General features: G+C 68.7%; 20 protein-coding genes and 4 pseudogenes. 12 read left to right on the top strand and 12 right to left on the bottom strand.

The features are described from left to right. Positions 1 to 116 precede the first annotated feature (116 nt). Positions 117 to 665: a hypothetical protein gene (locus EAO73_RS13850; protein ID WP_147971830.1), complete on the top strand. Its 549-nt coding sequence runs from the start codon at positions 117 to 119 to the stop codon at positions 663 to 665. Here the strand turns inward: EAO73_RS13850 and EAO73_RS13855 are convergent. Both EAO73_RS13855 and EAO73_RS13860 read right to left on the bottom strand, forming a co-directional pair. Next, positions 622 to 1,152 (bottom strand): transposase, encoded by a 531-nt coding sequence (locus tag EAO73_RS13855; protein ID WP_147971831.1) that lies wholly within the window; start codon positions 1,150 to 1,152, stop codon positions 622 to 624. The two genes, EAO73_RS13850 and EAO73_RS13855, sit on opposite strands and share 44 nt — an antisense overlap. Positions 1,153 to 1,214: 62 nt before the next feature. Continuing rightward, the gene (locus tag EAO73_RS13860) at positions 1,215 to 2,207 is read right to left on the bottom strand and encodes a LysR family transcriptional regulator (protein WP_224756285.1); all 993 of its coding nucleotides are present in this window, start codon (positions 2,205 to 2,207) and stop codon (positions 1,215 to 1,217) included. A gap of 92 nt (positions 2,208 to 2,299) precedes the next feature. On the opposite strand from EAO73_RS13860, the gene EAO73_RS13865 reads away from it, so the two are divergent. Next, the gene (locus EAO73_RS13865) at positions 2,300 to 3,145 is read left to right on the top strand and encodes an alpha/beta fold hydrolase (RefSeq protein ID WP_147971832.1); all 846 of its coding nucleotides are present in this window, start codon (positions 2,300 to 2,302) and stop codon (positions 3,143 to 3,145) included. A gap of 409 nt (positions 3,146 to 3,554) precedes the next feature. Here EAO73_RS13865 and EAO73_RS13870 read toward each other — a convergent pair whose 3' ends face one another. Both EAO73_RS13870 and EAO73_RS13875 read right to left on the bottom strand, forming a co-directional pair. Further along, positions 3,555 to 4,046: a nucleotidyltransferase domain-containing protein gene (locus EAO73_RS13870; protein ID WP_191134075.1), complete on the bottom strand. Its 492-nt coding sequence runs from the start codon at positions 4,044 to 4,046 to the stop codon at positions 3,555 to 3,557. Positions 4,047 to 5,085: 1,039 nt separating this feature from the next. Further along, a pseudogene (locus EAO73_RS13875) lies at positions 5,086 to 5,484 on the bottom strand (helix-turn-helix domain-containing protein); the annotation flags it as partial. A 77-nt stretch (positions 5,485 to 5,561) separates the two neighbouring features. On the opposite strand from EAO73_RS13875, the gene EAO73_RS13880 reads away from it, so the two are divergent. The 3 genes from EAO73_RS13880 to tpg all read left to right on the top strand — a co-directional run bounded on the left by EAO73_RS13880 (position 5,562) and on the right by tpg (position 7,128). Continuing rightward, a complete protein-coding gene (locus tag EAO73_RS13880; RefSeq protein ID WP_147971833.1) occupies positions 5,562 to 5,939 on the top strand; it encodes a hypothetical protein in 378 nt (125 codons plus the stop codon). 188 nt (positions 5,940 to 6,127) lie between these two features. After that, positions 6,128 to 6,394 (top strand): hypothetical protein, encoded by a 267-nt coding sequence (locus tag EAO73_RS13885; protein ID WP_147971834.1) that lies wholly within the window; start codon positions 6,128 to 6,130, stop codon positions 6,392 to 6,394. A 158-nt stretch (positions 6,395 to 6,552) separates the two neighbouring features. Further along, the gene (gene tpg, locus EAO73_RS35925; protein ID WP_412074592.1) at positions 6,553 to 7,128 is read left to right on the top strand and encodes a telomere-protecting terminal protein Tpg; all 576 of its coding nucleotides are present in this window, start codon (positions 6,553 to 6,555) and stop codon (positions 7,126 to 7,128) included. Positions 7,129 to 7,260: 132 nt separating this feature from the next. Here the strand turns inward: tpg and EAO73_RS36530 are convergent. Continuing rightward, positions 7,261 to 7,380, bottom strand: a pseudogene (locus EAO73_RS36530) (DUF6003 family protein); the annotation flags it as partial. A gap of 373 nt (positions 7,381 to 7,753) precedes the next feature. Between EAO73_RS36530 and EAO73_RS13900 the strand changes: the two are divergent. Then, a complete protein-coding gene (locus tag EAO73_RS13900) occupies positions 7,754 to 8,722 on the top strand; it encodes an MBL fold metallo-hydrolase (RefSeq protein WP_147972014.1) in 969 nt (322 codons plus the stop codon). A gap of 873 nt (positions 8,723 to 9,595) precedes the next feature. On the opposite strand, the gene EAO73_RS35930 is transcribed toward EAO73_RS13900, so the two are convergent. The 4 genes and pseudogenes from EAO73_RS35930 to EAO73_RS13935 all read right to left on the bottom strand — a co-directional run bounded on the left by EAO73_RS35930 (position 9,596) and on the right by EAO73_RS13935 (position 13,441). Beyond that, positions 9,596 to 10,009 carry a hypothetical protein gene (locus tag EAO73_RS35930; RefSeq protein ID WP_191134055.1) on the bottom strand — a complete coding sequence of 138 codons (414 nt, stop codon included), beginning with the start codon at positions 10,007 to 10,009 and terminating at the stop codon, positions 9,596 to 9,598. A 38-nt stretch (positions 10,010 to 10,047) separates the two neighbouring features. Then, on the bottom strand, positions 10,048 to 11,235 hold the full coding sequence (locus EAO73_RS13920) for a hypothetical protein (RefSeq protein WP_224756286.1): 1,188 nt from the start codon (positions 11,233 to 11,235) through the stop codon (positions 10,048 to 10,050). A gap of 481 nt (positions 11,236 to 11,716) precedes the next feature. Continuing rightward, positions 11,717 to 11,926: pseudogene (locus tag EAO73_RS13930) on the bottom strand (hypothetical protein); the annotation flags it as partial. A gap of 171 nt (positions 11,927 to 12,097) precedes the next feature. Next, the gene (locus tag EAO73_RS13935; protein ID WP_147971837.1) at positions 12,098 to 13,441 is read right to left on the bottom strand and encodes a PP2C family protein-serine/threonine phosphatase; all 1,344 of its coding nucleotides are present in this window, start codon (positions 13,439 to 13,441) and stop codon (positions 12,098 to 12,100) included. Positions 13,442 to 13,651: 210 nt separating this feature from the next. On the opposite strand from EAO73_RS13935, the gene EAO73_RS36540 reads away from it, so the two are divergent. Both EAO73_RS36540 and EAO73_RS36545 read left to right on the top strand, forming a co-directional pair. Further along, positions 13,652 to 14,263, top strand: coding sequence for a hypothetical protein (locus EAO73_RS36540; protein ID WP_224756288.1), 612 nt, complete (start codon positions 13,652 to 13,654; stop codon positions 14,261 to 14,263). An 879-nt stretch (positions 14,264 to 15,142) separates the two neighbouring features. Beyond that, positions 15,143 to 15,339, top strand: a pseudogene (locus tag EAO73_RS36545) (AraC family transcriptional regulator); the annotation flags it as partial. 5 nt (positions 15,340 to 15,344) lie between these two features. Here the strand turns inward: EAO73_RS36545 and EAO73_RS13950 are convergent. Further along, on the bottom strand, positions 15,345 to 16,007 hold the full coding sequence (locus tag EAO73_RS13950) for a TetR/AcrR family transcriptional regulator (RefSeq protein WP_147971838.1): 663 nt from the start codon (positions 16,005 to 16,007) through the stop codon (positions 15,345 to 15,347). Positions 16,008 to 16,067: 60 nt separating this feature from the next. Here EAO73_RS13950 and EAO73_RS13955 point away from each other — a divergent pair, with 60 nt between their 5' ends. Next, positions 16,068 to 16,691, top strand: coding sequence for a class I SAM-dependent methyltransferase (locus tag EAO73_RS13955; RefSeq protein ID WP_147971839.1), 624 nt, complete (start codon positions 16,068 to 16,070; stop codon positions 16,689 to 16,691). A 2-nt stretch (positions 16,692 to 16,693) separates the two neighbouring features. Here EAO73_RS13955 and EAO73_RS13960 read toward each other — a convergent pair whose 3' ends face one another. Beyond that, positions 16,694 to 17,269, bottom strand: a complete 576-nt coding sequence (locus EAO73_RS13960) for a TetR/AcrR family transcriptional regulator (RefSeq protein WP_147971840.1) — start codon at positions 17,267 to 17,269, stop codon at positions 16,694 to 16,696. Positions 17,270 to 17,339: 70 nt separating this feature from the next. Between EAO73_RS13960 and EAO73_RS13965 the strand changes: the two genes are divergently transcribed. Further along, positions 17,340 to 18,245 (top strand): NADP-dependent oxidoreductase, encoded by a 906-nt coding sequence (locus EAO73_RS13965; protein WP_147971841.1) that lies wholly within the window; start codon positions 17,340 to 17,342, stop codon positions 18,243 to 18,245. On the opposite strand, the gene EAO73_RS13970 is transcribed toward EAO73_RS13965, so the two are convergent. Beyond that, entirely contained in the window at positions 18,200 to 18,691 is a 492-nt protein-coding gene (locus tag EAO73_RS13970) for an ATP-binding protein (protein ID WP_147971842.1), read from the bottom strand. The two genes, EAO73_RS13965 and EAO73_RS13970, sit on opposite strands and share 46 nt — an antisense overlap. Positions 18,692 to 18,916: 225 nt before the next feature. Between EAO73_RS13970 and EAO73_RS13975 the strand changes: the two genes are divergently transcribed. Together EAO73_RS13975 and EAO73_RS13980 are read left to right on the top strand one after the other, a co-directional pair. Continuing rightward, on the top strand, positions 18,917 to 19,807 hold the full coding sequence (locus tag EAO73_RS13975; RefSeq protein WP_147971843.1) for a helix-turn-helix domain-containing protein: 891 nt from the start codon (positions 18,917 to 18,919) through the stop codon (positions 19,805 to 19,807). Then, a complete protein-coding gene (locus EAO73_RS13980) occupies positions 19,804 to 20,004 on the top strand; it encodes a DUF397 domain-containing protein (RefSeq protein WP_147971844.1) in 201 nt (66 codons plus the stop codon). The genes EAO73_RS13975 and EAO73_RS13980 overlap by 4 nt, the downstream gene beginning before the upstream one ends.

The following is a 20,004-nucleotide window of genomic DNA, read 5'->3' on the forward strand; positions in this document are numbered from 1 at the left end:
CCTAGAGGCTGTTGTCTTTCCGAGTGTCATGACGATGTTTTCGCTGGTCAGAGGTATTGGTGGCGTCCGTGAGGGAGTGACGGATCGTTGTTTCGTCGCTCTCGTGGAGGTCGTGGATGCCGTCGGTTGTCGGACTGCTGGAACAGCACAAGCTTGCCGCCCGTCGTCGTGTGGACGGGCTGCGCGAGGAGGCTGACCGGATCCAGGCCGAGCTCGCGGCGGCCGAGCAGGAGTGGATGGAGTGGACGATCGCCCATGAGCGTGTGGGTGCGGTGCTGTCCGCGCCGGGCGGGAGTCCAACTGACGCGGTGGCCGCCGAGCGGCCGGGCGGTGCCGGGACGCAAGCTGGGGTGCAGGCGTCACCGCTCGTGGCGGCGAAGGCGAAGTCGCAGGTTCCGGTGAGGCGCGAGGCGCTGGCCGTGACGGCATTGTCGGCGGACTATCAGCGCATCCTGGCCGCGCTAGCGGATCGGGTCCGTCTCGGTCAGGGCCCGCTGACCTGCCAGGAGATGGCCTCCGCCTTCGGTATGGATGTGGTGCCGGCCAAGGTGGAGGCGTTGCGGTCTAAGGCGAAACGCCTGCTCGCGCGGGGCTGGCGGGCCGAGCCAGCGCCGGTCCGGTTCACGCTCGCGCGGGGCGTGAGCGGGTCAGGCGGCGGGTCATGACCATGGTCATTGACCAGTAGACCATCGCTTCGGCGCTGGTAGTGCGGCGTTCGAAGTCGCGCGCCAGGCGTCGGCTTCGCATCAGGTGGGCGAAGAGCCGCTCGACGATCCGCCGCTTGGGCAGTGCGACGAAACCGCGCCTGTCGTCGCTGCGCTTGACGATCACCAGGACCAGGGCGAGCGTGGCCAGGCAGTGCTCGACGAGGCTGCCGGTGTAGCCGCCGTCGGCCCAGACGAGTTCCAGCCGGTGGTGGGCATCGGCCGCCCGCTGAAGCGGCACTTTCACGGCGGCACGGTCGCCGATGTCCGGGGCGGTGACCATCACGCCCAGCAGAAGGCCGAGGGTGTCGACCACGACATGCCGCTTGCGCCCGTTGATCTGCTTCCCGCCGTCGAAGCCGCGGCTGTCGGCGCCGATCACGGCGTCCGCTTTGACCGACTGCGAGTCGATCACGCCGGCCGTCGGCTCCGCATCCCGCCCCGCCACGCCTCCTGGCGGACCCGACCAGGCAGCCGGTCATGCCCTGACCAGCACTTACGGGACAACTTCTAGGGCATCGCCCTCGTATGGCGGAGCGAAGTCGGGTAGGGGTCGGGGTCGCTGTCCTTGGGTCCCGGTGGGCCGAGCCGGTGGTCGAGCGCGGCACCGACCTCGGGGCAGTTCTTGCGGATGACGTCGAGGAAGGCGTTCAGTGCCGGGGAACGGTCCCGGGCGTTGAAGGACAGGACCAGATTGGGCAGAGGCGTGCGCGGGGTCACCTCGCAGAACCACGTGCCCCGCCGTGGGGCCGCCAGCATGCGGGAGGGTCCCAGACCGACGCCCACCCCGCAGGCCGCGAGTCCGATGATGGTGTGGATGTCCCTCGCGACGGTCGCGCCGGAGAGCGCCTTGGAGTCCTTGCCCAGGAGGGCTCGCAGCCCGGTGACGACGGCGGGCTCGTCCTCGCCCGGCGCTACGATCAGCGGCTGTCGCCGCAGCTGGTCCACGTCCACCGAGGACTGACCCGCGTACGGATGCGTGCTGCTCATGACCGCGACCAGGTGGTCGTGCCCGATCGGCACCGAAACCAGCTGCTCGGCCCCGATGCCCCCGGGCCGGCCGAGGCCGATTGCCGCGTCCAGTTCGCCGGTGACGAGCGCGGCCGTGCCGCGGCTGGTCGCCATCTCGTGCAGTTCCAGCCGCACGTCGGGCCGTTCACGGCCGAACCGGCCAAGGACGTCCGGCAGGGGTTCGAGCAGCGCCGAGGCAATGAAACCCAGGCGCAGTCGGCCCGTCTCGCCGCGTGCTGCCCTGGCCGCGTCGACCGAGGCCGCCGCGATCTCGTCGAGCGCCCTGCGCGCCCGGCAGAGGAAGGCCGCGCCCGCAGCCGTCGGAAACACTCCCTGGCGGGTGCGATCGAACAACCGGGCGCCCACTTCCCGTTCGAGGTCGGCGATCTGCTTGGACAGCGGGGGCTGCGCAATGCCCAGCGCACCGGCCGCCCGGCCGAAGTGTTCGTGCTCGGCGAGGGTAAGTGCGTACCTCAGGTGCCGCGCCTCCATGCCAACCTCCCAGCCATACCTCACATGTATCGTCGGCCAGCTTGCCAGATCTTTCACTGGATAACCGGGGCCGGGTCGCGTGGAATGCGGTCATGACTGATTCATCCTCCTCAGGTACCGTCTTCGTCTTCGTACACGGGGCCTGGCACGGCTCCGGGCAGTGGGCGGCGACGCAGCGCGCACTCGCCGGACTCGGTGCCGCGAGCATGGCCGTCGATCTGCCGGGGCACGGCTTCGACGCGCCGCTGCCCAGCGGATACCTCAAGGCGGGCCAGCCGGGCCTGCTGACCGAGAAGTCTGCGCTCGCCACCGTGACGATGGACGACTGCGCCGCGGCCGTACTGGACACGCTGCGCCAGGCCCGCCACCACCGTCGCGTTGTACTTGTCGCGCACAGCGCGGGCGGCGGCCCCGCGTCACTGGCTGCGGAGCGCGCACCCGAACTCGTCGACGAGATCGTCTACCTCTCGGCCTTCGTACCCGCCGGACGGCCCCGGTTCTTCGACTATCTCGGCTCGCCCGAGAACGCCACCGCGCGGGGGCAAAGTCTCAGCCTCGGTGACCCCGCCGAGCTGGGCGCCGTGCGGATCAACCCGCTCTCGCAGGATCCCGCCTACGTCGAGGAACTGCGGCAGGCTCACTACCACGACACCGCTGCGGACCGCTTCGACCGCTGGCGCTCGGCACTGAGCCCCGATCTCCCGCTGGCGATCCCGACCACCCCGGTCATCGTGACTCCGCAACGGTGGGGGAGCATCCCAAGGACCTTCCTGCGCTGCGCGGACGACCGAGGTCTGCCCACGGCCGTGCAGGATCTGATGATCGCGGAAGCCGACCGGGCCATGCCCGCCAACCCGTTCACCGTGCGCACCCTCCCGGGCAGCCACAGCCCGTTCGCCGCCCGCCCCCGTGAGCTCGCCGCAGCTCTGCTGCCATGAGAGCGGATGCCTCGTGCCGCCGGTGGTACTCAGCGCCACTTTCGTGCAGCTCCTCAACGTCACTGTCGCCCAGGTGGCCGCGCCGGCGATCCGGGCGCCGTGCAACTGCCCCTCGCCGGATTGGCTCTATTCACCAGTAGTGGTTCTGGCTCAACTTCTGTGGTGTCGAGTCGAAGCTCGGAGTCCGAGGCCGGAGCATGCCGAGGACCGGCAGGTCAGGGACTTGCCAAGAGGTAGACAGGAGCCCGGTGGGCGTAGCTCCACAGAAGCTGTGCCAGACCCGAAGCTCGTGAACAGAGCCAGGATGCGGTGGGCCTTGCGGCCGGCGGCGACTCGATGTGCTGGGCGAGGACCCGTTCGGTGATCCCCATCGCCCCGCCGAAGTGGCTCGGCGGCTTGCAATCGCTCCTCAGAAGTGGGTGGCGATCCCGAAAACTCGCCGGAGTTGAGTCATGTCGTGCCGATCGCGGTCCGTGGGCTCGTATCCCTGATGGAAGTAGACCTGCTGCTCAGCGGACAGACACGGGACAGTCTTCCCCTTGACAGTACCGGTCACGAAGCATGAGGAGGGATAGATGAAGGGACGCTCCGGATCGGGTGACGCCTGCACCGCCGACCCGTCGCCGGCGAAGACGAGGGGATGAAGGTCGACCTCCCGGCCGTCCGGAGCCGTGACGACGAACCGGATGGGCCTCCAGCTCAGGCTCTCCTCGAAACCCGCCTCGGAGAGAGCTGCCACCACGGCGGCCTCCTGGTCTTGCCGATGCATCAGGTCCAAGTCGCGGTGGTGGCGGGACTGTTCGCCGATCAGAGCATCAATTCCCCACCCTCCGCCGATCCAGACATCAACCTCTGCCCGTCGCAGCAGAGCCAGGACAGACAACACGCCTTCAGCCGTCATCACATGACGCAGGTTAGAAGCGATCACCTCGGCCTGCGAACGAATTCCTCCGACTGCGGCCAAGCCCCACCTCAGCGAGGCAACCAGGAAACTGCCACCTTCAATGAGAACTATGGAGGCGAGCGTCTCAGCATCCTGACGCACCCCAGCTCAGAGCCACCGGGCCCCGACAAGATCGATGAGACGCGCCCCCGGCGCCGGACCCAGCCCTTCCAGACGGCCTCACGCTGCTTGCCCTGAGTCGCAACTCAATCTGTCACCCCGCAGGTCAACGGCTCTGTCTCTGCAAGATTTAATGAGACGGGACAATTCGCGAGACTCCGCAGGTCCAGGGCTTGCCGTCAACGGTTGCCCCGACGAATCGGCCAGTCGTGAGACTGAGCAGTTCGCCAGCCTTGAGACAGTGCGACAACCGCCGGGTCGCGGCGCCGCCGTTGGCCACGGGCGGCGAGACGCTACACATCCATCAAACCCACTCACCCCGACAACGGCACTGTGTGGCGCTCTCGTTGGCGATCACCCGCTCCCGAGCTCGGATCTTCATCCAACTACGCGGCAGAGCCCGCCACACCACCTTCTGCAGCACGTTGGCCTGGCCTGCGGACTGTCGGCGGGAGCCCATAGGGTCGGGCCAGGGAAACCCCGACCGGTCATCCGCGCCGTGATCACTTACAGTCCCGACCGAACGAAGCCGCATGTGAGAAGACGGAGGTTCCTCGCAGAGCACCTGACAGATCCGGCTGAGCAGGGCCCCGTCTGGAAGTACACCCCGCGGGACAGCATCCTGCGCGTCGTGCACCCCTCCGGGAGCCACGCCATCACCGCTGTCAGCGGATCGGGAGGGGTCGGCGACCTGGAGTGCTCGGTCCGGTCGAAGAGCCCCACGGGACGGGTCATGGCCCAGTTGGTCGAGAACAACACGAAATACGAGCGCAGCGACCAGGGAGTCTTCAGCTCCCGGGACGAAGTCGAGTTCGGTGGCGAGCTCGACTCCATGCCTCTGTGGTTCCTGCTCTGCGAACGAAACGAAGACGGCACGCTGGTGGTTGGTGGAGTACCGGTAGTTCTTGGACTGCGCGGCAATGGTGTGGTCCCTGGTGGGCGCCAGGGTGCCATCCACGATGAGCACGGCGTCCTTGGCAAACCTCTTGCGCGGCTGGAGCGCGAGTATCGGCCAGAGGTGGTCGATGATCCGGTCCGCCGCCGACTTCGACACCCCGAACAGCGGCGCGAGCTGCCGCATGGTCAGGTTCGTCCGCCAGTAGGCCGCGACCAGTATTGCCCGGTCCTCCAACGGAAGACTCCACGGCCGACCCCTGCGGACCGAGCCCGCCCCCTCGCGCCGCAGTACCGTCACCAGCTTCCCGAACTGCCGCGGGATCAGCCCGGTGAACGGGGGTATCCAGGACGGCTCCGACGCCGTGATCACACCAGCCACCGCTGGATCATCTCAGTTGCAGGCACCACCGATTCAGGCTGATCCTCTACGCATCCGACGATCTGAGGGAGTTCGACGTGGGGCTGATTCTGTTCCCAGGAGAGGGAGACACGAGCAGTCCGGACGTTGGCTGGTCCTACAGCGGCTTCGCCGCGTTCCGGCGGCAGCTGGCGCGAGCCGAGGGTTTCGATCTCGACGAGATATGGGGCTTCGGCGGAGAGCGCGGCTGGAGCGACGTCTCCACCTCGCTCAAACTGCTCCTGGATCGCCCCGACGACGGTGGAGGCGAGCTCTCACCCACCGACTGCGCCGCGCTCCTGCCGCGGATCGAGGGGATCGTTAACCACTGGCAAAGTGAGGCTGGCGTCCCTCGAACACACATCGATGATGCCCAGCAGCTAGTGGTCGTTCTGCGGCTCTGTATCGCGAAGAACGTTGAGCTGATCTTCCTGTAGTGCTCCAAGAAGCCAGTCCGCTCCTTACGCCACGGGAGTAACGGGACAGCCCTTGGCCGCCACGGCTGGGCAGGACAGACTTGCCCGGCCGTGGCGCCTCTCGACGCGAATTGCCGCCGAGCCCTCCACTCCGACTCCCTGCTCATCGCATGATTGCCTCACTCTCATCACACCATCCTGGGGGAATCATGAGGAACCGCACCGCCGTCGCCTCGATAGCCCTGCTCACCACCGCACTTAGCGCATGTGGCACGTCTGAAACCGATAGGCGGGCCGACTGCCAGAAGGCCATCAACGCCACACGCACATACACCCTCCCCGACCGGCCCGAGGCCTGCCAGATTCTCAGTGATGCGGACTACGAGACGCTGCGGACGGCCTGGGTGAGCAAGAACAGGGGCATCAACCCAGGGAGCGGCGTTGACGACAAGAGCAAGCGGGCCGGAGACGAATAGAGCTCTTAGCCTGTTGAGCACGGCAGGTTGCCCCCGACCTGGTGGTTCATTACACCCATATGTACCTGCCTGCCAGGCTCGGGGATACCCAGCTCGATAGGCGGCCGGTGCGCTTGGCGCTGAGTGCCTTCGTGCTTGGCGCGGAGGAGCCGCAGGGCGTGTTCACCCGCAAGCCGCCGCAGAGCGCCCAGGCGCAGATGAAGTACCTTGCCAAGCAGCTCAAGAGCACCAGGGCCGCGGCACAGGCGCTCGGGGTCTCCCAGCGCACGGTGGAGCGGTACGTGGCCGGCAAGCTGAAGCGGCCCCGCGAGGACCTCCGGGGCCGCATAGACCGCGAGGTCGCACGGCGCTGGCAGCCACAGGTACGGGCGAGGGCGAGGCGGAAGGCCAGCTCCAGCGACGGCCTGATGATCTACACCCGCGCCCGGTTCGGGTACACCGCAGCACCGGGCACCACCGAACAGCGGCTCCAGCAGATCGCCGCCTACGACCGGCCCAGTGCCAGCTATAGGGCGGTCAGCGCCTCCAGCGTTCCACTGTCCGCCAGCTCGAGCAGGAGGCGGCCTCCTCCTGCCCCGGCCGCCACACTGTGGTCCTCGCCGGAGAGCCTGGTCTTCGCCCAGGCTGGCACGTTCCTGACGCCGGGCGGCCAAGCGGTCGGTGAGTTCCTGGACTTCCTCCTCCAGGAACCGGCGCCCGTTGCGTACGACGGAGCAGTGGAACGGCGTGGGTGAAGTGTCCGCACCGGGTGCACGGGGAGAGGGACGGGTGCGCCGGCTCTTGCGGTCGACGTGCCCGCACCGGTGGCAGGACTGCGAGGTGCAGGCCGGATTGACGCGGTCACGTCACGCCGTATCTGTGACCGATCAGGAGCGAGGTGCGGTCGGCAGGGCCGCAGGATCCACCCCGGAGAGGTCGACGATGCGGTGCGCCGGGAGGCCGGCGGCCAGAGCTTTGTGGAGCAGGGCGCCGCGCCCCTCCTCGCTGTCACGGTAAGACCGGCAACCGCAAGTACCGCCGCTTGCTGTGGAGACGTGGGATCAAAATGGTGATCGCCCGACGGGTCACCCGTGTCTCAGGACCGGGCTAGGCCTGCTGGGTGGTCGAGCGCACGTACGTCTGGTCGTTCAGTCGCGTCGCGCGTGTAAGTGGACTCGGCGCTCCGCGCCATAGCGCGAAGCGGCGTTGATTTGAGCCGCAAGGGGCCTCTGACGTGCGCTCATATGCATTCAGATATGAGCACACCCCGTTTTTTGATCTTGGACAGAGTGAGAAGCGGTCTGATTGCCTGACGTCATGAGCAACGAGAGAGACATACGACATCCGCAACCGCCATCACGGTTTTTCGGCCGGCGGTCGATACTGCGCGGTGCCGCCCTCGGTGCAGCCGCAGGACTGGTCTCCTCCACGACCACCACCGCAGGTGCGGCCGCCAACGGCACCCCGTCGGCAGGATCGACATCCTTCCGCTGGCTGGGTACCTCCGGTTGGCGTATCGATGTCGACGGACGCACAGTACTTTTCGACCCGTACATCACCCGTTTCAAGACCGGTCTTTTCTGCGGTGAATTCAAAGCCGACACGAAACTGGCGTCCGATCCCGAACTGATAAAGGATCAAATTGGCCATCCTGAGGTTGTCCTGGTCAGTCACTCGCATTGGGACCACATCTCCGATGTGCCCTACATTGCCAAAAGTACTGGAGCGCGGATCATCGGCACAGAGACCACGTTTCATCTACTCGTCGCATTCGGTGTAGACCCCGGACAGATCTCGGTCGTGAAGGGCGGCGAGATCCTGGATTTCGCGGGGATCACCATCGAGGTCGTGTCGAGCCGGCACAGCCGCAACAAGAACTACACGTACTTCGCGCCTGGCACATTGCACGCGCCCCCCGCAGAGCCCCCAGCTACCATCTCCGACTTGCCAGAGGGCGACACCCTCGCCTTTCAAGTAACCGTCGCCGGTAGCGGCCCCTCAGCATTCCTGATGGGAGCCAGCGACTTCTCCGAGCGCGCCCTGGAGGGGCTGCGCCCCGATCTCGCGATGATTGCGGTGCCCGCCACCACCGCGACCTTCCGCTACGTGCCTCGCCTGCTACGGGCATTGGGCGAGCCTGGCGTCGTGGTGCCCGTTCACTGGGACAACTTCGAGAAGCCGCTCAGCGAGCCACCGCGGCACGACCCGACCATGAACTTGAACGACTTCGTCGCTCAAGTTCATCAGGCATCTCCGACAAGCCGAGTCGTCGTCCCTGACTACCGCACGACCTACGGCTCGGACATGCGCCGTGCCGCACCGACAGCAGCACGACCCCATACTCAGTGATGGGTGTCTGACAAGCCCCGCTCGCAAACCGTGCCGATCCGCCTGGGGGTACACCGCAGCATTGCAGGAGTCGCCCCTACCGGCAGAACTCCGGCGCCTGGCTCTCCTTGCGAGGCATGAGGTCCGGAGCCGATAAGGTGATCAGCGGGCCTCGTTCCGGAATCCTGGACACGGGTTATGGCGTGGCTGGTGTGGTCACGACGTCGGAGCCCTCGTCGATAGGCCCGTTTGCCGGGCTGAACTCTAGGCAGTTCAGCAAGCTGATCGGCGCGCTGCGGCGCGAAAGAGCCGCTCCGGTCCGTAGGAAGCCGTTGTCTTCCCGAGAGTGGCGGGCGCGTGTGCCCTGGTGAGGCATAGGGCAGGTGCCTCCGCGGCAGAGACAGGGTGTCGTGTTGTCTCTGCGGTGGAGGTAGGGGATGCCTTCTGTGGTGGGGCTGTTGGAAGAGCGGGAGCGTGCCGCCCGGCGGCGGGTGAAGCTCTTCGGGTCGAGCTGCGCGAGGCGGAAGCCGTGTGGGAGCGGTTCGTGATCGTCCGGGAGACGGTCGGACTGGTCCTGGCTGAGGCGCGCGGAGGCGATGAGGTGTCACCGGTGGAGGTGGCAGTCGATCGGCCGGTGCGGAATGCTGCAGCCAGGCCGGGCTCGGCCGTGCCTGTGTGGAGGGGCGGCATCGATGTCGGTGTGCTCGCGCCGGACTACCGCCGACTCATGGATGCCCTGGCCGGTGGAAGCGGGTCGGGGGAGAGACGATGGACTGCCGGCAACTGGCTGTGGCGCTCAGGCTGGAAGCGGTTCCGCGAAGGTCGAGTGCGTGCGGTCGAGGGCGAGGCGCCTGGTCGCGCGAGGCTGGCTGCCCGAGGCGCGCCCCGGGACGTTCACCATGCTCGCCGGCCGGGGCGCTCACCACGCTGCAACTCGCCGCCGAGGCAGGCGTCAAGCGCTGGGTCCTCACCCACAAGCACGTCGACCTGAAAGAAGAATTCGTCCGCCGAAAGTCCGAGGCGAACGGCATCCCGCCCGCGTTCCAACACCTGCACGCCCGCGCCATCGACGCCGAAGCCGCCGCCCAGGCCCTTCGGGAGGACAACGACCGGCTTCGCGAGCGCGTCGCCGTCTATGCCCAGGTCATCCACGAACTCCGGACCGAGCTGGACAGGCGCACCGACAACACCACCCACCGCAGCCCCGTCCGGAGCCTGCCCACCAGGGCCTGAAAGGCGAGGCGACATGGCTGTTGAGCGCGTCTCCTGCGAACGAGTCTTGTAGTCGACCCGCCCTGCCAGCTCCATGCTCAGCTTCAGTCTCCTCCGTCGTCACGCAGGCAGTTTCAGCTCAGGAGAGGATTGCCCCTGAGGTTCGCTTCCCCGCACGGCCAGGGACCCTCGGCCAGGGACCCCAGCGGTGTACGGAATACCAGGACCTCGTTGTCCAGGGAGACGACTACACTGCCTTCGCTCAGCAGTAGCGCACGACCGATAACCGCTCGGCTGTCATCCATGGCGAACAGCTCGTGGCCGGCGAGATCCGTGTCCACAGCGAGCAGCTTGCCGTCTCGCCAGAACACCGCGGTTCCCTCGCAGTCCATCGCGGGGTAGGACGTGTAGTAACCCGTCAGTGGCGGCCCGTCCACAAGGCTGTTGTCCGATGCGAGCCGCCGGAAGCGTGATCGCGAAGGAAGGCTGTTTTCGAGCTCCGGGCCGCGTACGCCGCCGTTCTTGTCGACGAGCATTGCCCCATGGCTGGCCCAGCGCGCGGTTTCGACGCCGTCCCGGCCGAAGCGGCCGGTCGTGAAGACGCCGTAACCCTGGGATCCGAGCAGGAACTGGCCAGGACCAGCTATCGCCTTTCGGCCTGTGGGAGCGGGAGCGGTGACCGAGATGGTCGCGCCACTGTCCAGGTCGAGGAAAAACGTCCTTCCGATGCCACCCCGTCTGTCGGTGAAACTGGCTGCGATCCGGTCGGCCGATACGAGCAGTGGCTCCCAGTGATCAATGCCGATCTCCTCCGGGACCCAAGGTCTACGCGGCCGGATCTCCCATCCGGTCCGGTCTCCCATCTCCACCACACCCGGGAACGAAACCGCACCGAGCGCAATCGGCGTGGACCAGAGGCACTCCCCCTCTCTCGTGTACCGGGCCACGCGAGGCTCCGGTACAGAGGTGGGTCGTCTTCGTTCCCCACGGACCATGCGGGAGCCGCTGACCCAGGAAATGACGAACCCGTCGTCGAGGAGGACGAATGCGCCGACGTCCTCATTGGCGCGGCACTCCGGGCGGGCGGTGGGCCCAGTGGAACCGTCCGGCAGAACACCTTCCAGGAGCTGACCGTCGCGGTCTGGGTAGGCGAGCCACAGCGTGCCGTCCGTGGCCAGACGGGATTGCGGCTTGCCGGTCCCGGGGTAGGTCCGCTGCCACTCCACCTTGCCTGAAAGGTCGACCCTCGTGATGACGGTCGCCAGCGGATTCGGGCCGTAGCCGGTCACGGTCAGTGGCCCAGAGGGGTCGGATGTGGCCACAGCTCGGACCTGGCCCGGCATGGTGAAACGCGATGAGAGGGGCATGCGTCCGCATCTTGCCGCATGTCTCCTCTTTCGGGGCTCAGCTGCCGAGGTCAACCACGCCCCACGCGGTGAACGGCTCGGCCTGGACGTAAATCCTGCTTCCTCGGCTGACGGCGCGGCGGCGGCCGGGCAGGTGGCCGTCGGGCAGGGTGAGCATGCCGACGTCCGTTGGCTCGACGGATGCTTCGGTGAGCTCTCCGCGGGTGAGCCGGTCCACCTCTTCGCCGTAGCCGCCGTAGAAGGCGACCCGCTCGCCGTGGATGGCCACTGCCTTGGCGCCCCGTACCTGGTTCGGCCACACCCTCACGGGCCGATCGGGGCGTATCTCGACGAGCGGGAAGTCGGTGTACGGGCACGCCCAGGCGGTGGTGCCCGACACGTTCAGGGCGTAGCAGTCGAAGAGGCCAGGGATGCTTGCGCCGTCGGACGTCCAGTAGAGGACGTCGATCTCGAACCCCGCGAGGATCTCGCGCTCGATCGCCTCCGACAATCCGAGCTCCGCGAGCCACGCATCGTACGTGCCGTTCGGATCGTCCGACATCGTCGCGATCTCCGCCTCCTGGCCGCCCGCGCCCCGCTGGGGCCGGGCAGCGGCGAGGATGCGCGGGGGCGCGGTCAGGTAGAGCCGGAAGTCCGCCGGGATCCGCGGCCGCGTGGAGGAAGTCGACTTCGCGGGCGTCGGCCGTACCGTGCAGTGTCAGGACGTGGGCGCCGGGATGGGCGGTATGGACGACGCGCAGGTCAGGAAATGAGGGTCCTGCTGGGTCGTCCATCGCACCAGCCTCTCAGACCGGGATGTCGCCCCGGGCAGGCGCGTTCAGGGCAGCGAAGGGACCCGCAGAGCGAGCAGGGCTGTGTCGTCGCTGGCCCAGCCGCTGTGGTGGGCGTCGAGGACGGCGGTGAGGTGGCTGATGGTCGCGGTGGCGTCCAGGGTGTGGCTGGTGGCCAGGGCAGCGGCGAGGTCATCTTCGCTGAAGATCGCCTGGGCTCGTTCCGGGGCGGTGCCGGGGCGGGGGCGTGCTTCGATGGCACCGTCGGTGTAGAGGAGCAGCAGGTCGCCCGGGGCGAGGTGGAAGGGCACGTCGCTCAGGTGGACCGTGTGCATGACGCCCAGCAGGGTCCCCGCGATGCCGAGGGGTTCGACAGACCCGTCGGCGCGGCGGACCAGTGCCGGGGGATGTCCGGCCAGCGCGATGACGCCCGACAGGCCGTCGGCGACGGGCTGGAAGGTGGTGTAGACGGCGGTGAGGAAGCGCGGGGCGCTCTGGGCGAGGAGGGCGGTGTTGAGACGGCCGAGCAGATCCGCCGGCGAGCCCGCCTCGCCCGCGTCCGCGCGCATGGTGTAACGGGCCATGGAACTGACCTGCGCGGCCTGGATCCCCTTGCCGCACACATCACCGAGGACGGCGGCGTAGTGCGGACCGTGGGTGTGGAAAAGGTCGTAGAAGTCACCGCCGACCTCGATGTCGGTGCGGTACCGGTTCGAGGCCGGCAGATAGGAGGCGGCGGCTTCCACGCCGGGAACCTTCCGCAGCCGCGGAGGAAGCAGCGCGGCCTGCAGACTGTGGGCCAGGTCCGCCGAGCGCTGATGGGCGGCCCGTGCCGCGCTCAGGCTCTGACGCAGGTGGATCTCCGCCGCCACCGAGCGCGCCAGGGTTTCCAGCGTGGCCAGGTCGGCCGGGGACCAGGTACGGGGGAAGTCGTCGATCACACAGAAACTGCCCAGCACGTGCCCCGCGGGGTCGAGCAGAGGGTAGCCGGCCCAGGCGCCGATGCTCATCGGGCCCACCGAGGGGTGACCTTCCGTACGCGGGTCGCCGGCGACATCGTCGACAATGAACGGCTCACCGCCCAGTCCGACCAGGAAGTAGCAGAAACTCTGCTCCACCCGGTTCTGCCGCTCCTCGAGCGCGCTGGCGTCCACACCGACACACGCCTTCCAGAACGAGCGCTCCGCGTCGACCAGGGTCACGAACGCTCTCCCGGTCCCGGTGATCCGGGCCGCGAGGGATGCCAGGTCCTCGAAGACCTCCTCGGGCCCGGTGTCCAGCAGGGCAGTGGCCTCCACGGCGGCCAGGCGTGCGGGATCCGACAGCGCGGCCGGCAGGCCGTCCGCGCGCAGCCCGCCGGGGAAATCCATGCTCGCCACCTGTCCAGCCATCCCTTCCCTACACGCCGAAGCATTCCGTACCAACAAGCGAAGCACACCTAATACTCCCGATCCCGCCCTGCCAGCCCTCCCTCCCCCTGAGGGAGGAGAACATCGGGTGCCGGCCGCGGACGCCCGGCGAAGCCCAGTCGGCGGCCGACTGGAAGAGCGACGCTCGGCGAAGGCGCCGAGCTGATGGCGGCGGGGAAGCAGAAACTGAACATGGCCGGTCCGACGAACGCCTCGCGCGCGGACGTGCTGCGCGTCCTCGGCGTGCTGAAGTTCGTCACGACGGATCAGATCCAGCTGATCAGCCTCCCGCACCTGAATCACCGCCACGCCGACAAGCCGACGGCGGCGAAGCGGAAGGCGGCCCGCACCGCGACTCCCACCGCCGCCCTCGCCGACATGCGCCGCCACCGCCTGGCCGCGAACGGCGGCTCCACGGGCGCCGGCGAGACCCTGCGCCACCGCACCCTCAAGGGCCTGGAGGGCGCCGCGACCGAACTCCAACGCCCCCTGTCCGAGATGGGCGCCACCGCACGCGGCGCGGGCGTCGGCGGCGCCACCTCGATGACCGTCAACGAAACCGTCGTCGCCTTGCTGCGCTCGAAGCCGGACATGGCCAAGCTGGCTACGGACCCGCCCGAGTTACGGGCGGCGGCTCAGGCCGTCGTTAAAACGCCTCCGGGCGTGGGGCGCATTGGCTCCCACTGGACCAGGGCGCCGTTGCCGGTGGCTGGGTCTTGGAGCACGCCGGGCAAGGGCGGCGCCCAGGCCGACCGACCTTGTCCTGACCGCACCCCAGGACGGCATCCCGCTGCTGTTCATTGAGGTCGAAAATTGCCATGAGACGGAGGAGCTCGCGGACAAGCTGGAGAATTACGCCCGCTTCCACCGCCGCAAGGTGAAGGGCACCGCAGGCAAGGCGCAGCCGATGTGGCGCACCCGCTGGAACACCCCACCCGGGACATTGGAGCGACAACCCGTACCCACCGGTGCTCCCGGTGTTCAACCAGCTCGGTGCCCACAACCCCGAACGCACCATTCCGCGCCTCGCCGCCTCACCCGCCACCTCTGGGCCGGGGACACGGCCTACGAAGAGGACTCCCACCACTACGACAAGAAGATCCCCGTCATCACAACCACCCTGACCGACCTCCACGCGCACGGCCCGCACGGCCAAGTCTTCCACCGCTTCGGCCGCTCCAGCCCACAGACACTCCTCGACGCGATCGGCAACCCCCGCCAGCAGACCGCCTTTGAACGCCGATGGGCCCAGCAGCGGGCCCGTGAGCGCGAGGCCCGGGAACGCGAGCGCAAGGAGGCCGAACAACGCGCCGCGGAGCGCGAAGCGCAGCGCCCGGAGTGTGCGCGCGCTGCGGGACGAAGTTCACCGACGAACGGTGGAAGGCGGCCCAGGCCACGGACTGGGGTACTCCGGCGGACAGCCACCCCACCTTCTGTGAGCGGTGCAAGGGGCGGGCCGTCGCGGCCGGGTCCTCGCGCAGACAGTTCGGGTCAGCATTGAGCGCCACGGCCAAAAGGGCCAGGAGCAGACGGAGCGGGAAGGCAAAGCCCGGCAGACGGTTCTCGCGCCGGCGCACCTGAGGCCGCTCGAGGCACTGTGCGAGGCCACCGCAGTAAGGGGTGGGTGGGTGGCTTGCTGGGCGGTGGGGGCTCAGGGGGCGACCGAGAGGACGATCCTGCCGGGGCACCAGCCCCGGCCGCCGGCTCGTCCGCCAGCGCGTCGACCTGGCCCGGCACCTGCTGGAACCACCGACTGGCCCGTCGACCGGGTCGCGTCCCACGCCGGCCTCGGCACCGGCGTCTCCCTGCGGCAGCACCTCCACGTCGCGATCGGCGTCACGCCCCAGGCGTACTGCCGTACGTTCCGCCCAGGGTCGTAGCGCCGCTACCCGGGGCCGTCACAGAGCTGGGCGGTCAGGGTCGTACGGGCCCACTCCTCCCAGGCGTCGGGCGTCCAGCCCCGGTCGCGTACGAGGACCAGGTACAACTCCGGGCTGAGCAGTGCGTACAGCAGGTCGGCGGCGCGGTCCGCGTCGACGCCGGGGAGCATGCCGGGCTTACGGACCAGCTCCTCGGCCGCCGCGCGCTGGACGACGTAACGCGGGTCCGGGTCCGAGGTCCACTCCGCGGCGATCTCCGGATCCGTCGCGGAGGCCGTCGCGATGACCGGCATGATCGGTGCGACCCGGCCCAGGATCTCGCGCACGCCCCGGACATGGGCGAGCAGTTGCCGCTGGGCGGTGCGTTCGGCGCAGGCGTCGCGGAACCAGTCCCGGTTCATCGTGGCCACAGGCTCGGCGTCGCCCGCGATGGTCGTGTCGACGACGTCCTTGAACAGCGCGCGCTTGTTCCGGAACACGAAGTACACGGTCTGGACGGCCACGCCGGCGCGGTCCGCCACCTCCTGGAGGCTCGTCACCCCGTATCCCTGCGCGATGAACAGCTCCCGTGCGGCCGTGACGATCTTCTCCCGGGTGAGCCGCGAACGCTCCGCCCGCCCGTCGGGGCGCTTGGCGTTCCGCGAACCGGTTCCCTTGACGCTGTCCATGGTCCGAGCCTATATCTGGAGTCGAACACTAAAGTTCGACTCTAATATTCTGGAGAAGCGATGAGGGAGCCCCACACGGCCGCCGAACTCGACCAGGAGGCCGCCGTACGACGCATGCTGGAGGACTACTACCGGGACGGTGCCCCGCCCTGGGACACCGGCGTCACCCCTCCCGAGCTGGTCGCCCTGGTGGAGGGGTCCGGGGCGCCGCGTCCGGGGCGTGCCCTGGAGCTCGGCTGCGGCACGGGGACCAACGCGGTGTATCTGGCCCGGCACGGCTGGCGGGTGACCGCCGTGGACCTGGTCGACCGCGCGGTGCGGCGGGCGAGGGAGCGGGCCGGGGCGGCCGGTGCCGACGTCGACATCCTCTGCGGGGACGCCACCCGGCTCGGCGAGGTGGGCGCGCCCGGCCCGTACGACCTGTTCTTCGACCTGAGCTGCTACTGCGGCATCCCCGCGCATCGCCGCGACGCGTACGCCGCCGGCCTCACGGAGCGGGCCGCCCCGAGGGCGACGCTGCTGATGTTCGGCTACGGCCCCGACGTGTTCGACGACCCGATCTCCGGCGTCACCGCCGACGAACTGGAAACCCGGTTCACGGGATGGCGGCTGACCGACGTGACACCCGGCACGAATCCGTTCCCGACGGCCTGGTTCACGCTGCGGCGGGAGGTTGTGGGCTGACTTCAGGGGCCCGTGGACTCCCAGGCCGCCTCGATCATCCCGAAGATCTCGTCCACCGCGGCCTCCGGATCGGCCGCCTCGCGGGCCAGCGCGTGCGCGTCGACCACGAACCGCGCGATCGTCCGGCAGGCCGTCGGGGTCCGGGACAGCCGGGGGTCGGCGGCGATGGCTGTCGCCAGTGACTCCGCGTGCCGCAGCCTCATCGACTCCTCGTACTCCCGCAGCGCGGTCGATCCGTCGATCATCCGCCAGAGGGGGGCGGTGCCGTCCGCCGTGCAGTGCCGCACCATGGCGTGGATCTCGCGGCGCAGTGCGGGCATGAGCGGTTCGTCCGGTGCGCGGTCGGTGGCCGCCTGCGCGAGGCGGTGCTCGAAGTCGGCGTCCTGCTCGAACACCAGGGCCTCTTTCGAGGCGAAGTGGGCGAAGAGCGTGGTCACGGCCACGTCCGCCTCGGCGGCGATCTCCCGGATGCCCACCGCCTCGTATCCGCGTTCCAGGAAGAGCCGCAGGGCGGTGTCGGCGATCTTCTGTCGGGTCGCGGCCTTCTTGCGCTCGCGGCGCCCGGACTCCACGGTCATGCGCTCACGCTAGCAGGTACGTATCCGTAACCGTTTCAAAACACTAACCGTTAGTGTTACGGTCCCCGGCATGAGGAAAGTGAGCTTCGCCGAGTTCGGCGGCCCCGAAGTCCTGCGACTCATCGACGCCGAGGAGCCCCACGCGGGCCCCGGCCGGATACGCATCGCCGTGCGGGCGGCGGGGGTGAACCCCGTCGACTGGAGAGTGCGCGAGGGTCAGGTGCTGGGCGCCCATCCGACCGTGCTGCCCTCCGGCGTCGGGCTGGATGCCGCCGGGGTCGTGGACGAGGTCGGTGAGGGTGTCGACGGCGTGGAGATCGGCGACCGCGTGTTCGGCGAAGGGGCCGACACCTACGCCGAGTTCGCCGTGCTGTCGGCCTGGGCCCGGATGCCCGAGGGGCTGTCGTTCGAGGAGGCGGCCGGGTATCCGTCCGTGGTGGAGACCGCCCTGCGCGTCATCGACCAGGTCGGCGTGCGGCCGGGCGAGACGCTGCTGGTGAGCGGGGCGTCCGGGGGTGTCGGGTCGGCGGTGCTCCAGATCGCCCGTGACCGGGGCATCGCGGTGATCGGCACGGGCGGTGCCGCGAACCAGGACTACCTGCGCGGGCTGGGCGCGCTTCCCACGACGTACGGGGAGGGCTGGGTCGAGCGGGTGCGGGGGCTCGGCCGCGTCGACGCGGCACTCGATCTGGCCGGCTCGGGCGTGATCCCCGAACTCGTCGCGCTCACGGGCGATCCGGGCAAGGTGATCACCATCGCGGACCTCGGTGCGCCGGAGTTCGGCGTCCGCTTCTCCGGCGTGGCCGGCAGCGTGCCGGACGCGCTCGCGGAGGCGGTGGACCTCATCGGGCGGGGGAGGCTCCACATCCCGGTCGAGAAGGCGTACACCCTGGCGGAGGCCGCTCGGGCACACGTCGACAGCCAGGGGGGTCACACGCGTGGCCGGCGGGTCGTGGTCGTACGCCCGGCCGCCTGACCGGGGACCGGCCCGGACCGCGTTGCCCCTAGCGCGAGTTCGGCGAACACGGTCTTCCCGACGGTGCGCGGCTCGACCCCCCACCGGTCGGCGAGGGCGTCCACGATGACGAGCCCGCGCCCGTAGCACTCGTCCGGCTCCGCCTCGCGTACCCCCGGCAGCCGCTCGCCTCGCGGGTCGCTCACCTCGATACGGATGGCTCCGCCGGTGAGGATGAGGTCAACCCGGAAGAGCCGGCCGCGCAGGCTGCCGTGGATGAGCGCGTTGGTCGCCAACTCGGAGACGAGCAAGGCGACTTCCCCGGCGCGGTCGGCGTGCCCCCATTCACCGACGAGCCGCGCCGCGCGCCGCCGGGCGAGGGTGACGCTGCGGGCGGTGGGGGTGTAGTCGAGGCGGTCCTCGTGGAGCGGGGGGTTGTCCTCGGGAAGCGCGCGGGCTGCGGTCATGGGGTGGGCCTCTCTGGGTGGGGCGGTGGCATTGCCGGTCCTGCACGGGGCAGGGCGGTGCGCTTCCGCTGCGCGGTGCCGGTGCGTAGCCGGGTTGAGGCTGAACGTAGCGGCGGCGAGTCGCCGGGTTCAAGAGTCCCGGAAATATATTCCCCATACGGGTTACGGATGACTCGCGCGAGCTCAACTAGCTGCGACACTGGACCCGTTCACCGGGAGGTCGATATGCAGGCATCTGGCAAGAGGGCGATTGGCAACCGGGTCTCGACCGTTCTCGGTCGGCGCCTGGGTGGTGAGTTGCAGCGTCTGCGGGTGGCGGCGGGCAAGACTCAGCGCGAAGCGGCTGAAGTCCTGAGCGCCACCCAGACCAAGGTGGTCAAGATGGAGAGCGGATGGGTTCCCATGCGCGATCCGGACATCCGAGCGCTGTGCGAGCTGTACGGGATGGTGGATGAGGGGGCCCTCACAGGCCTGCTGGGTCTCGCGAAGACCGACCGCGACCGGCGCAAGGTCAAGGGCTGGTGGAACGACACTCCGACACCTGCCACACAGGCTGAGTACATTGCCATGGAAGATGCGGCGATCAGGATCAGACAGTGGCAGGTGGCGCTGATTCCGGGCCTGTTCCAGACTGCTGAGTACACAAGAGCGTTGGCCGTCGCAAGCATGTCAGGTGATGACCTCGACTGGATCGAGAATACTGTTGCGGCGCGAGCCAGGCGCCAGCAACGGCTGTACGCCGAGGATCCATTGCGCATCCACGCGGTGGTCTGGGAGGGCGCATTGCGGCAGGTGGTCGGTGGGCCACTTGTCATGGGGCGCCAGGTGGCTCACCTGTGTCACCTTGCCGAGCGGACCAATGTCCAGATCCAGGTTCTGCCCTTCCGGGTAGGTGCGTACCCGGGCACCGGCGGCCCCTTTAACATCCTGTCCTTCGGTGAGGATGAGGCCGTCGACGTCGTGCACATGGACACCCCGCGTTCGACGATCTGGGTGGAGGACGCGGGGGAGAGCGCCGAGTTTTCTAAGGTGTTCGACCACCTGATGGCTGTGAGCCTGTCGCCTCATGATTCGGTTCGGTTCATGGAGAGCATCGCCAAGGAAGTGCAGCAATGACCGCATTCCAGTTCGTGAAGTCCAGCTACAGCACCCCGGAACGGGAGTGTGTCGAGGTCGCCCGCAACGTGCCGGGCGCCGTCGCCGTACGGGACTCGAAGATGCCGGTCAGCGCGGTCATGGTGGTGGCGCCCGCGGCCTGGAACGCTTTCACGCACGGGATGTGCGAGCCGTCCGCCATGGATACGAGGAGCTGA

This window comes from Streptomyces sp. col6 (assembly GCF_008042035.1).
Lineage (GTDB): Bacteria > Actinomycetota > Actinomycetes > Streptomycetales > Streptomycetaceae > Streptomyces.

Coding starts and splice junctions, on each gene's coding strand:
- EAO73_RS13850 (WP_147971830.1), top strand. CDS start 117: ATGCCGTCGGTTGTCGGACTGCTGGAACAGCACAAGCTTGCCGCCCGT.
- EAO73_RS13860 (WP_224756285.1), bottom strand. CDS start 2,207: ATGGAGGCGCGGCACCTGAGGTACGCACTTACCCTCGCCGAGCACGAA.
- EAO73_RS13865 (WP_147971832.1), top strand. CDS start 2,300: ATGACTGATTCATCCTCCTCAGGTACCGTCTTCGTCTTCGTACACGGG.
- EAO73_RS13870 (WP_191134075.1), bottom strand. CDS start 4,046: ATGACGGCTGAAGGCGTGTTGTCTGTCCTGGCTCTGCTGCGACGGGCA.
- EAO73_RS13885 (WP_147971834.1), top strand. CDS start 6,128: ATGAGGAACCGCACCGCCGTCGCCTCGATAGCCCTGCTCACCACCGCA.
- EAO73_RS35930 (WP_191134055.1), bottom strand. CDS start 10,009: ATGGAGCTGGCAGGGCGGGTCGACTACAAGACTCGTTCGCAGGAGACG.
- EAO73_RS13935 (WP_147971837.1), bottom strand. CDS start 13,441: ATGGCTGGACAGGTGGCGAGCATGGATTTCCCCGGCGGGCTGCGCGCG.
- EAO73_RS36540 (WP_224756288.1), top strand. CDS start 13,652: ATGGCCGGTCCGACGAACGCCTCGCGCGCGGACGTGCTGCGCGTCCTC.
- EAO73_RS13950 (WP_147971838.1), bottom strand. CDS start 16,007: ATGGACAGCGTCAAGGGAACCGGTTCGCGGAACGCCAAGCGCCCCGAC.
- EAO73_RS13955 (WP_147971839.1), top strand. CDS start 16,068: ATGAGGGAGCCCCACACGGCCGCCGAACTCGACCAGGAGGCCGCCGTA.
- EAO73_RS13960 (WP_147971840.1), bottom strand. CDS start 17,269: ATGACCGTGGAGTCCGGGCGCCGCGAGCGCAAGAAGGCCGCGACCCGA.
- EAO73_RS13965 (WP_147971841.1), top strand. CDS start 17,340: ATGAGGAAAGTGAGCTTCGCCGAGTTCGGCGGCCCCGAAGTCCTGCGA.
- EAO73_RS13970 (WP_147971842.1), bottom strand. CDS start 18,691: ATGACCGCAGCCCGCGCGCTTCCCGAGGACAACCCCCCGCTCCACGAG.
- EAO73_RS13975 (WP_147971843.1), top strand. CDS start 18,917: ATGCAGGCATCTGGCAAGAGGGCGATTGGCAACCGGGTCTCGACCGTT.
- EAO73_RS13980 (WP_147971844.1), top strand. CDS start 19,804: ATGACCGCATTCCAGTTCGTGAAGTCCAGCTACAGCACCCCGGAACGG.